Annotated in this window: 11 protein-coding genes; all 11 read left to right on the forward strand. The window is 64.5% G+C overall.

Going from position 1 to position 11570, the window contains the following annotated elements:
* Window positions 1-9 precede the first annotated feature (9 nt).
* The 11 genes from ACFX5Q_RS06200 (at window position 10) to ACFX5Q_RS06250 (ending at window position 11541) form a co-directional block, all read left to right on the forward strand.
* Window positions 10-510 carry a flagellar basal body-associated FliL family protein gene (locus ACFX5Q_RS06200; protein ID WP_404276198.1) on the forward strand — a complete coding sequence of 167 codons (501 nt, stop codon included), beginning with the start codon at window positions 10-12 and terminating at the stop codon, window positions 508-510.
* On the forward strand, window positions 507-1238 hold the full coding sequence (gene fliP, locus ACFX5Q_RS06205; RefSeq protein ID WP_404276199.1) for a flagellar type III secretion system pore protein FliP: 732 nt from the start codon (window positions 507-509) through the stop codon (window positions 1236-1238). Before ACFX5Q_RS06200 ends, fliP begins: the two co-directional genes overlap by 4 nt.
* Window positions 1239-1447: 209 nt before the next feature.
* Window positions 1448-2332 (forward strand): flagellin, encoded by an 885-nt coding sequence (locus ACFX5Q_RS06210; RefSeq protein WP_192177886.1) that lies wholly within the window; start codon window positions 1448-1450, stop codon window positions 2330-2332.
* 248 nt (window positions 2333-2580) lie between these two features.
* A complete protein-coding gene (locus ACFX5Q_RS06215) occupies window positions 2581-3465 on the forward strand; it encodes a flagellin (RefSeq protein ID WP_192177885.1) in 885 nt (294 codons plus the stop codon).
* A 153-nt stretch (window positions 3466-3618) separates the two neighbouring features.
* Window positions 3619-5265 (forward strand): flagellar basal-body MS-ring/collar protein FliF, encoded by a 1647-nt coding sequence (fliF, locus tag ACFX5Q_RS06220; RefSeq protein ID WP_404276201.1) that lies wholly within the window; start codon window positions 3619-3621, stop codon window positions 5263-5265.
* A gap of 3 nt (window positions 5266-5268) precedes the next feature.
* Window positions 5269-5895 carry a hypothetical protein gene (locus ACFX5Q_RS06225; RefSeq protein WP_404276202.1) on the forward strand — a complete coding sequence of 209 codons (627 nt, stop codon included), beginning with the start codon at window positions 5269-5271 and terminating at the stop codon, window positions 5893-5895.
* On the forward strand, window positions 5892-7271 hold the full coding sequence (locus tag ACFX5Q_RS06230; RefSeq protein ID WP_404276203.1) for a MotB family protein: 1380 nt from the start codon (window positions 5892-5894) through the stop codon (window positions 7269-7271). Before ACFX5Q_RS06225 ends, ACFX5Q_RS06230 begins: the two co-directional genes overlap by 4 nt.
* Window positions 7268-8725, forward strand: a complete 1458-nt coding sequence (locus tag ACFX5Q_RS06235; RefSeq protein ID WP_404276204.1) for a chemotaxis protein MotC — start codon at window positions 7268-7270, stop codon at window positions 8723-8725. Before ACFX5Q_RS06230 ends, ACFX5Q_RS06235 begins: the two co-directional genes overlap by 4 nt.
* 101 nt (window positions 8726-8826) lie before the next feature.
* On the forward strand, window positions 8827-10119 hold the full coding sequence (locus ACFX5Q_RS06240) for a flagellar hook-length control protein FliK (protein ID WP_404276205.1): 1293 nt from the start codon (window positions 8827-8829) through the stop codon (window positions 10117-10119).
* Window positions 10049-10639, forward strand: a complete 591-nt coding sequence (locus ACFX5Q_RS06245; RefSeq protein ID WP_404276206.1) for a transglycosylase SLT domain-containing protein — start codon at window positions 10049-10051, stop codon at window positions 10637-10639. Before ACFX5Q_RS06240 ends, ACFX5Q_RS06245 begins: the two co-directional genes overlap by 71 nt.
* A gap of 233 nt (window positions 10640-10872) precedes the next feature.
* The gene (locus tag ACFX5Q_RS06250) at window positions 10873-11541 is read left to right on the forward strand and encodes a response regulator transcription factor (RefSeq protein WP_006204074.1); all 669 of its coding nucleotides are present in this window, start codon (window positions 10873-10875) and stop codon (window positions 11539-11541) included.
* Window positions 11542-11570 lie beyond the last annotated feature (29 nt).

Raw genomic sequence — 11570 nt, forward strand, 5'->3', positions numbered from 1 at the left:
AACCAAGCCATGGCGAATGTCGAACAGGTCGAGCCAAAAAAGGGACCTTCCCTTGTTATCCAGCTCGCCATGCTCTTGGCGATGACGGGCGCCGCCATCGGCATGGGCTGGATGTCCGGCGGCTATCTGAAAGCCGCTGGGGGGCCGGTGCCGGTACCGGTGGCCCCGGAAAACGAAGGCAGCACCGGGAAGGCCGCGGGCGCCGAGGGTCACGGAACCGAGGCCGGACCGGCGCTTGTCGCGCTACCACCGATCACCACCAACCTCGCCGCGCCGTCCAAGATCTGGATAAGGCTGGAGGCATCGGTGGTCTATGACGCGCCGCAGCCATCGGCGATGACCGAGGAGATCCACCAGGATCTGCTAGCTCTGGTGCGCACGATGAAGCTGCATCAGATCGAGGGCGCCAGCGGCTACCAGCATCTGAAGGCCGACCTCGAGGAGCGCGCCGCTATCCGCAGCGGCGGTCATGCCAAACAGATTCTGATCAGGACATTGCTGCTCGAATGAGAAAATTGCTCGTCGCTGCGGCGCTGTTGTTCGTCGCCACATCCGTCGCCGGAGCCCAGCAGCTGGATCTCGGCGGCATCGGCAAGGCCGACGGCACCACCGTCGGCTACATCATCCAGATGTTCGGCCTGCTCACCGTGCTGTCGGTGGCGCCGGGCCTGCTGATCATGGTGACGAGCTTCACACGCTTCGTCATCGCCTTCTCGATCCTGCGCGCCGGCATCGGCCTGCAATCGACTCCGGCCAATTTGATCCTTATCTCGCTATCGCTGTTCATGACCTTCTATGTGATGGCGCCGACCTTCGACCAGGCCTGGAACACCGGCGTCAAGCCGCTGATGGACAACCAGATCAGCCAGACCGAGGCATTCGAGAAGATTTCGGACCCGTTCCGTACCTTCATGCTGCGCAATGTGCGCGACAAGGATTTCGACCTCTTCGCCGACCTTGCCCGCGAGCGCGGCCAGGTCGTTGCAAAGGAGACCGTCGACCTGCGCATCCTGGTGCCGGCCTTCATGATCTCGGAGATCCGCCGCGGCTTCGAGATCGGCTTCCTGATCGTGCTGCCGTTCCTCGTCATCGACCTGATCGTCGCCACCATCACCATGGCCATGGGCATGATGATGCTGCCGCCGACCGTCGTGTCGCTGCCCTTCAAGATCCTGTTCTTCGTTTTGATCGACGGCTGGAACCTGCTCGTCGGCAGCCTGGTGCGATCCTTCACCTGACCGTCCGGCCAAACGCGGCGCCTGCAAGAATTTCCCGCAATATATTTTCGGTTAACCGTCCGATTTAGCGCTTTGGTAGGGACTTGCCACCATAGTCGCTCCAGATGGCGGGTGATCTGTTTCAGCGATCATTGGCATGATGCCGCACCGTCATACCGGACAAGCCGGTATGTCAAAAAAACACGTGTAAAAACAAGGTACGAGTAGCCATGTCCAGTATCATGACCAACGCCTCGGCGCTGACCGCGCTGCAGAGCCTGAACTCCACCAACAAGCAGCTTGAAATGACGCAGGCCCGCATTTCGACCGGCTACCGCGTCGCCACCGCCAGCGACAACGCCGCCTACTGGTCGATCGCCACCTCGATGAAATCCGACAACAAGGCGCTTTCCGCCGTTCAGGACTCCCTCGGCCTCGGCGCCGGCAAGGTCGACACCGCCTACACCGCCATCAATGACGTCAAGGACCAGGTCGACCTGATCAAGTCCAAGCTCGTCACCGCCCGTGGCGCCAGCCAGGAAGACCAGCAGAAGATCGCGACCGAAATCAACGCCATCCAGGCGCAGATCAAGTCGTCGGTCACCAACGCCAATTTCGCCGGCTCGAACCTGCTGCAGAACGACGGCGCCGCCGCTTCGGACCTGAAGATCGTCGCTTCCTACAACCGCACCGGCGCGACCGTCACCATCGACACGATCGATGTCGCGGCTGCCGACACCCAGGTTCTTGACGTGGCCGGCACCGGCGGCATCGTCGGTGGTCTGCTGGCCACGACCTTCTTCGATCCGAGCGCCGCTGCGGTTACCGACGCCGCCATCGACACCGCACTCGGCAACGTTGAAACGGCGCTTAGCTCACTGTCCACCGGCGCTGCCTCGCTCGGCGCCGCCAAGTCGCGTATTGACACCCAGAAGAGCTTCCTGTCGAACCTCAGCGACTCGATCGACAAGGGCGTCGGCGCTCTGGTCGATGCCGACATGAACAAGGAATCGACCCGCCTGCAGGCCCTCCAGGTCCAGCAGCAGCTCGGTATCCAGGCGCTGTCGATCGCCAACGGCAACTCGCAGTCCATCCTGTCGCTGTTCCGCGGCTGATCGCTTACCGGACTTCAGTTATCTGCATCGGGCCGCGCCATCAGCGCGGCCCGATTTTCGTTGTGAAGATGCTACCGTTTTTCGTTGTCAAAGCATGGTTTTAACGCGCCATTAACGATATCGCGATACTCATGGTTAACCATTCGCTTAGGACGGGCAGACCACCAGTTGGTCGACAGGCATGACGCTCCCGCCGAACAGGTTGACCGGCATGCGCGAGGCATGCCTGCTTTGAGAAGAGGTGTATCTTGGCAAGCATCATGACCAACGCCGCGGCGCTGACCGCGCTTCAGAGTCTCAACGCCACCAACAAGCAGCTTGAAACGACGCAGGCCCGCATTTCGACCGGCTACCGCGTCGCCACCGCCAGCGACAACGCCGCCTACTGGTCGATCGCCACCTCGATGAAATCCGACAACAAGGCGCTTTCGGCTGTTCAGGACTCGCTCGGCCTCGGCGCCGGCAAGGTCGACACCGCCTACACCGCCATCACCGACATCAAGGACCAGGTCGACCTGATCAAGGCCAAGCTCGTCACCGCCCGTGGCGCGAGCCAGGACAACCAGCAGAAGATCGCGACGGAAATCAAGGCCATCCAGGACCAGATCAAGTCGTCCGTCACCAATGCCAGCTATGCCGGCTCGAATCTGCTGCAGAATGACGGCTTGGCCGCTTCGGACCTGAAGATCGTCGCTTCCTACAACCGTACCGGCACAACCGTCGCCATCGACACGATCGACGTCACGGCCGCCGACACCCAGGTTCTCGACGTGGCCGGCACCGGCGGCATCGTCGGTGGTCTGCTGGCCACGACCTTCTTCGATCCGAGCGCCGCCGCGGTCACCGACACGGCCATCGACACCGCACTCGGTAACGTTGAAACCGCGCTTGCCAGACTGTCGACCGGCGCTGCCTATCTCGGCGCCGCCAAGTCGCGCATCGACACCCAGCAGAGCTTCCTGTCGAACCTAAGCGACTCGATCGACAAGGGCGTCGGCGCCCTGGTCGATGCCGACATGAACAAGGAATCGACCCGCCTGCAGGCGCTCCAGGTCCAGCAGCAGCTCGGCATCCAGGCGCTGTCCATCGCCAACGGCAACTCGCAGTCCATCCTGTCGCTGTTCAAGAGCTAGGCCCAAGCAAGTTTTCCATTCGGATTGACAAGCTTTTTCTTCGGATTGAAAGGCCGCGCCTGGGGCGCGGCCTTTCAGTTTAAGCCTATCATCCTCGCACAAGCTTCGCGGTCTAGTGTTCCCACGGACAGTCTTGCTGGGAGCCGTTGAATCGTGCCGGAACAGATCCAGAGCATCATCTCGAATCTCCAGGGATTTGGCGTCAAGCGCCTCGCCATGCTGGGCGGCATCGCCGCGCTGGTCATGGCCGTCATCGGCGTTGCCTCGGTCTATCTCAACCGGCCGGCCTACGAGACGCTCTATGTCGGACTTGAACGCTCCGACGTGAACCAGATCGGCCTGGTGTTGGGCGAAGCCGGCATCGGCTTCGACGTCGGCCCCGACGGCACCACCGTGCTGGTGCCGGCCGGCACCACCGCGCAGGCGCGCATGCTGCTTGCCGAGAAGGGTCTGCCGACCAGCGCCAATGCCGGCTACGAGCTGTTCGACAATGTCGGCTCGCTGGGCCTGACATCCTTCATGCAGCAGATCACCCGGGTGCGGGCACTGGAAGGCGAGATCGCGCGCACCATCCAGTCGATTGCCGGCATCAAGGCGGCGCGCGTCCACATCGTCATGTCAGAGCGCGCCAATTTCCGCCGCGACGAGCAGCAGCCCTCCGCCTCGGTGGTCATCCGCTATTCCGGCATCGATGCCGAAAAGAGCGCCATGTCGATCCGCCATCTCGTCGCCGCCGCCGTTCCCGGTCTCTCGGCCGACAAGGTGACGGTGCTCGATTCCAACGGCAACCTTCTGGCGGCCGGGGACGACCCTTCCAACACCAGCGCCGCACGCACGCTGGGCGTCGAGCAGACGGTGGAGGCGCAGATCGGCGACAACATCCGCCGCGCGCTGACCCCCTATCTCGGTCCCGACAATTTCCGTGCCAGCGTCAAGGCCGACGTCAACACCGACACCCGCCAGACCGAAGAGACGATCTTCGATCCGGAGTCGCGCGTCGAACGTTCCGTGCAGTCGGTGCGGGCCAATGAGAACAACAACCAGAAGCAGGCTTCGGCCCCGACAAGCGTCGAGCAGAACCTGCCGGAGACCCAGACCACCAGCACTGAGGGCCCGCAATCCTCCTCCCAGAACGACCGCAAGGAGGAGATCACCAACTACGAGATCAATTCGAAGAAGATTGCCACCGTCTCCAACGGCTATTCGGTCACCAAGATGTCGATCGCCGTCGTCGTCAACCAGCAGCGGCTGGCGACCATCCTCGGCAAGGACGCAACGCCCGAACAGATCGCCAAGCGCGTTGCCGACATCCAGAAGATGGTGGCTTCGGCCACCGGCTTCGACGACAAGCGCGGCGACGTTATCGACGTCTCGGCTGTCGAGTTCATCGACGGGCTGGACGGCGAGCCGATCGAACAGCCTGGCATGCTGGCATCGATCGGAACGCATGCCGGCACCCTCATCAACGCCGTCGCCTTCATCGTCGTGGTTTTCCTGGTGGCTTTCTTCGGTCTGAGGCCGATGGCAGCTGCTCTGACGGCAAAGGCAACGCCAGCCCTCGCCGGTCCGAGCTTCGAGGACGTGCAGCGTTCGCTGCCAACGCCCGAGCCCGCCGCTCTCGAAACGGCGGCCGCTCCGGTTGCCTTGCCGGGCACCCGCCCCGGCTCCACCCCGCTTGACGACCTTCGCCAGAAGATCAGGCCCGCACCGCAGGACCGCCTTGCCCGCATGGTTGACATCAATGAGGAGCGCACCGCGCATATCCTGCGCAAATGGGCCGCCCAGGAAGTCGCGGGATAAACCATGGCCTCTGCCGCCCTCTTCGACCTTCTGCCGGATTTCGGGACGCGTGCCCAGCGCGGCAGCCAACCCCAGCCCGCGAGCGAAGCCGCGCGCAAGCCGGAAGCGCCCGCGCCGCAGGCCGATATCGGTACGCTGATCGCCGAAGCCGTCGCCGAGGCCGAAGCAGCATTGGAAGCGCGCCTTGCCGTCGACCACCAGGCCGCGCTCGACGCCGAGCGCCAAGCCAATGCCGAGGAAGCAAAGGCCTTTCTCGACAGCTTCGGCGGCGATCTCGGCGCCGCCGTCGCGGCACACATCGAGGCGATGGAGACACGCGTGACCGGGCTTGTCGGCGCCACGGTCGGCCGCATCGTCGGCGGCATCGTCACCGACGACCTGCAGAAGCGCTCGATCGAGGCTCTTGCCCGCACCATCGGCGAGGCCGTCGCCGATTCCGAGGCGGTGCGCATCTCCGTGCGCGGCCCGCTTTCGCTGTTCGAAACGTTGAAGACCTCTCTCGGCCCGCGCGCTGCGCAACTCGACTTTGTCGAGAGCCCAGGTTTCGACCTGACAATTGCCATCGATGAAACGGTCTTCGAGACGCGCATCGCCGAATGGTCGGCTTCCCTGTCCGAGATCCTGTCATGAGCGCTGTCGAGGCCGGCGAAGCCAGGCACGAGATCATCATCGTCAAGCGCAATCATGACGACCACGACGATGGCCATCATGGCGGCGTCTGGAAGATCGCGTTTGCCGATTTCATGACCGCCATGATGTGCTTCTTCCTCGTCATGTGGCTGATCAACGCCGCCAACGAGCAGACCAAGGCGGCCGTCGCCAGCTACTTCAACCCGGTCGAGTTGATCGACCGCAACTCCAGCCGCAAAGGGCTTGAAGATGTCGGCGATGGTCCGAGCAAGGTCGGGCTGACGGCCGACAACCCGCAGGACGGGGCCAGCAAGGCCGGCGAGGACGGCCAGGGCGCCGCCGGATCTTCGGACAAAAGGCAAGCCAAGGAATCCTCACAGGCATCGGACCACTCCGACGAACAGATGTTTGCCGACCCCTACGCGGTCCTGTCGGAGATCGCCGCCGACACCGGCGTGATGCAGAACGTCAGCGAGAAGGGCGATGGCGGGGTGCAGAATGCCGGCCCGGCGACCGGTGCCTCCGGCGGCGTATCCTACCGCGATCCGTTCGCGCCGGACTTCTGGTCGCAGCAGGTGGCCGCGCCCGGCGCCGAGGCAAGTGCCGAACGCACCAGGATCGAAGGCGATCCGGTGAAGGCCGGCGACAAGGTCGCCGAAAGTCAGGTGCCGAAGGTCAAGGCCGTGCCGCCGGCGCCGCCCGTGACGGCTGCACCGCTCGAGCCATTGGCAAAATCCGCGCCGGACAAGACGGAGCCGAAATCGGCGTCGGCGGCAAAGACCGAAGCGGCAAAACCCGAAACCATGGCGAAGGCCGAGCCGGCGCCGAAGACCGAGCCCGCGGCAAAGGTCGAAACCGTCAAGGCCGAGGAGACCGCAAGGACCGATGCCGGCGAAAAGGCGCCGAGCGCCGCCACCGTCAAGGCCGCGGCCGAGGTCAAGCAGCAACTGGCCGAGGCCTTCAAGCCGGGCGACAAGCTGCATGACGGTGTCTCGGTCGAGGCAACCGACAAGGGTGTCGTGATCTCGATCACCGACCAGCTCGATTTCGGCATGTTCGAGATCGGCTCGGCCATGCCGAGGCGCGAGCTGGTGCTGGCGATGGAGAAGATCGGCCGCATCGTCAACGGCCAGAAGGGCACGATCAGCATCAACGGCCATACCGACGCGCGGCCGTTCCGCAGCGACACCTACGACAATTGGCGGCTGTCCACGGCGCGTGCCCATTCCGCCTATTACATGCTGGTGCGCGGCGGCGTCGACGAACGTCGCATCACCGAGGTCGCGGGCTTTGCCGACCGTCAGCCGAAAGATCGCGCCGATCCGATGGCGGCCGCGAACCGCCGCATCGAGATCCTGATGACGAGCGGCGGATGAGAGGTGCGACCATCATCGGCCGCGCCATCGGCCTGCTGCTGCTGACCGCCGGGCCGCCCTCGACCGGCTTCGCCGAGGGGGCCTTGCAACCCTATCAGCTGGTGCGCTCACTGCAGCTCGTGCAGGACCGTATTGCCGCCGGCGACCATGCGGCGCTGCCGATGCAGGCCAAGCTTCTGGAAATGGTCGACACGCGCCTGCGCGCAGCGGATGCCGAGGATTTCAAGGAGCCGAAGAATTTCCGCGCCTTGCTCGTCTACGGCATGAGCGGCGGCAACCCGGTCACGGTCGAGGCGGTGACTTCACGCGCCGAAGCGGATCCGCAAAGCCACGCCATCGCCAAGGGTATCATCGACTATCTGAACGGCCGGCCCGCCAAGGCGATAGAGGCACTGAAGCCGATCGACCCGATGACGCTGCCGAGCGACCTCGGCGCTTTCGTGGCGCTGGTCAAGGGCTCGCTGCTCGCCACCGACGAGCCGGCCGAGGCACTCGCTCTGCTCGACGACGCCCGCCTGCTCAGCCCCGGCACGTTGGTTGAGGAAGCAGCACTTCGCCGCTCCGTCGGCATCACTGCGGCGCAGGGCGACGCGGCGCGCTTCGCGCTTGCTTCCACCCAGTATGTCGCGAGCTATCTCTATTCGCCCTATGCCAGCCAGTTCGCGGACTCCTTCGTTTCGGGCATGATCACGCTGCACATGGCGATCAGCCAGGACAAGCTCGCCGACATCACCGCGATGATGGATCCCGAACGCGAGAAGGTGATCTATCTGCGTATCGCTCGCCGCGCGGCGATCGACGGACTGACGGATCTCTCCGCCTTTGCCGCGGCCAGGGCCGAGCAGGGCCGCAACGGCAACAACAACGAGAACGATCCGCGCGCCCAGCTCTACTCCAGCCTGTCCACCGTGACGTCGGGCACAATCGACGACGTGCGCGCCAAGCTGGGCAAGATCGACCGCAGCAGGCTTTCGCAAAGCGACCGCGACCTGCTCGATGCCGCGCAAGCCATTGCCGGCGAAGTGGTCGCGCCGCCCGCCCCTCTTCCCGCCCAAGAACCCGGCCCTGCCGCCGCGCCGAAACCCGAGACCGAAATCGCCGCAACGGACAAATCCGACGAGGCCGGCCTTCCGCCGGTCGAAGGCGTGATGTCCGAGCAGCCGGCGCTGGAAGCATCCGCCCCTGCCGCAAAGCCGTCGGAAGCGCCGGCCGCGGCCGCCGCGTCGCCGGATAAATCGTCAGCGGCTTCTGCTTCCCCGGCGGCGGCGGCGCAGGGCTCCGCGCCTGCCGCTGCACCGGCTGTCGCGTCCGCGTCCACCGATGCCCCGGTGCCGCAACCGGCATCGGCATCGGCTGGCGGCCTCGATCCGCACGATCCCACCGACGCGGCGATGATCAACACGCGCCATCAACTCGACCTGATCGATCAGATGCTTGGAGCCGCTCCGAAATGACCACCAGCCTCGGCCAGGCCCTTCCGGGACTTGTTTCCACGCGCGCGCCATCCAAGGCGGCGGCGACGAACGGCAGCAGCGAGACGTCAAGCTTCGACGACATGGTGCGCGGCACCGAAAAGCCGGCCGGACCGGAAAGCCAGCCGAACGACGCAGGGCCGCACGGCGCACGATGGGCCAAGGGTGCGTCGGTGAACCTTGGCAAGGTGCAGCCCGACCACGAGCCGTCAGCCAGGGCCGCTTCGCCGAAACAGCCCGCCGGCAGGATCGCGAAGGCGGATGCCGACACCGATACGGGCAAGGCCAGTGACAACGCGGAACCGGCCGCGCAAAGCGCGAATGTGGCATCGCTTCAGGACCGCCTGCCGTTGCTGATGGCCTTGCATGACATCCGGCAATTCTCGGCCGCGGCCAAGGCGGAAGTAAGCGCGGCCACGGCCAACCGGGAGACAGCCGAGCCGACGCTTGAAAGCCAGCCACTGCCCGCGCAGCAACAGCTTTCCTCCTTGAAGAAATCCCGCTCAAGCTCCGGCTCCGATGCGCGCGATGTCGGCTCCATCGCAAAGGCCGAACGCATCGCCAACGGCGTGAGCCTTCCAGGACAGCTCCGGCAGCCGGACGTCGTTGGCTCCGTCCTCAAGGGGCCGCCGCGTCCAGATGACGACACTACGATCCCGTCAAAGGACAAGGTCGCGACAGACGTGCCGGCATCGCCGGCAAAACGGCCCGCGCCTGGGTCGAAGAGCCTTGAAGCCATCAGATCGGCGATGCCCTCCGAACAGGGAAAACAGGCTACGTCCGCCGCACGCATCGACGTCGTCGCCGAGCAGAGCTTCCCGGCGCCAGCGCAAAGCCCGATGAGCCAGACGACATCGGTCCTGTTTGACGCCATCACGTCCGACAGCGGCCTGCGTCAGGCTTTTTCGACGGCCTCCGCGAGCCCGCAGATGGCCAGCTCTGTTGCCGTTCCGACACATATTCTGAAGATCGAGCTTCACCCGGCCGAGCTTGGCATGGTCACCGCCAGCCTACGGCTTGCCGGCGAGCAGCTTTCGATCGAATTGAAGCCCGAAACCCATGAGGCATACCGCCGTCTGGCGGCCGACAGCGAGGCCATCGTCAAGTCGTTGCGCGGGCTCGGTTTCGACGTCGACAAGGTCGCGATCCTGCAACCTTCGATAGCAGCCCCCACCACCGCCCGCGCCGATGCAAGCAGTTCCCTGCCGATGTCGACGGGGCGTGAACAGTCCGCCTTTCAGTCCGGCGACCCGAGCGGCGGCAATGCCGGTTCCGGTGGTCAGCAGCCGGGAAGGAACTACCGCAATGACGCACAGGAAATCGGCCGTGCTGTTTCGCCTGCTCGCGAGCGCACTGGCGACGGCATGTTTATCTAGCGTCACCGCCGGCGCCGCGAACGCGGCCGGCAATCCTTGCGAGCCGGAGATCCTGCGCGCCGCCGACCGTTACGGCGTGCCCGCCGGCATCCTCTATGCCGTCGGACTGACCGAGACCGGCAACAAGGGCAGCCTCCAGCCTAACGCTTTGAACATAGAAGGAAAAGCTGTCTTCCCCAGGAGCCGGGCCGAGGCCCTGGCAACGTTCGAGACTGCCCGCCGCGAAGGCAAGACGCTGATCGATCTCGGCTGCATGCAGGTCAACCACCACTATCACGCCTCGCATTTCCGCAGCGTCGCCGACATGCTCGACCCGCGCCAGAACGTCGACTACGCGGCGCGGTTCCTGGCCAGTCTCCATGCCCGTCACCTGACTTGGTCGATGGCGGTGGCCCGATACCATGCCGGGCCCGACAACGATCCGGCGCAGAAGCTCTATGTCTGCCGCGTCATCGCCAACATGGTCGCCACCGGCTTCGGGAAATGGACGCCCAACGCTCGCGATTTCTGCAATCCATGATTGTAGATCGCGCGACAGCCTCGCCGACTTTCTCAGCCCTGCTGGAGGCAGCCGCGCCCCCGCAAGACGCAGCTGCCGATACACCGCCGATGCACCCATGCGACCGCGCTTATTTACGCGTCCCAAAAAAACTCCCAAGAAAATAGCTACAAGAAATGACGGTTGTTCAGGATTCCCGCCACCGGATACGCCTTTTTCCACGGGGCAAATGAGCTGATTCGGAGGGCGGGCCGATGATCGTGATCGTTGACGAGCGAGAGCTCGTAACTGAAGGCTATAACTCACTTTTCGATCGCGAAGGCGTCGCCTGTGCAGGCTTCGCTCCGGGCGAATTCGGGGAATGGGTGAACTCGGCGGCCGACACCGATTTGCGCTCGGTCAGGGCCTTCCTCATCGGCGACTGCCGGGAAGGCGCGATTTCTCCACGCCAGATCCGCGACCGCACCGGTGCTCCGGTCATTGCGCTGAGCGAGCAGCACTCGCTCGAAAACACGCTTCGGTTGTTCGAGAGCGGCGTCGACGATGTCATCCGCAAGCCGGTTCACATCCGCGAGATCCTGGCCCGCATCACCGCCATCCGCCGCCGCGCGCAGGAAGACGCGCCCTATACCGAGGTCGGCTCGATGCGCATCTTCATGGACGGCCGCGATCCCGAGATCGACGGCCAGCCGCTGCCCTTGCCGCGCCGCGAGCGCCGTATCCTCGAATATCTGGCCAGCAATCGCGGACGGCGCGTAACCAAGACCCAGGTCTTCAACGCCATTTACGGCATCTTCGACGAGGAGGTCGAGGAGAACGTGGTGGAAAGCCATATCAGCAAGCTGCGCAAGAAGCTGCGCGAAAAGCTCGGCCACGACCCGATCGATTCCAAGCGCTTCCTCGGCTATCGGCTGGTGTTTTGATGCCCGCGCCCGCTCGGCCCGCGCCAGCC

This window comes from Mesorhizobium sp. IMUNJ 23033 (assembly GCF_044778005.1).
Taxonomy (GTDB): Bacteria; Pseudomonadota; Alphaproteobacteria; order Rhizobiales; family Rhizobiaceae; genus Mesorhizobium; species Mesorhizobium amorphae_A.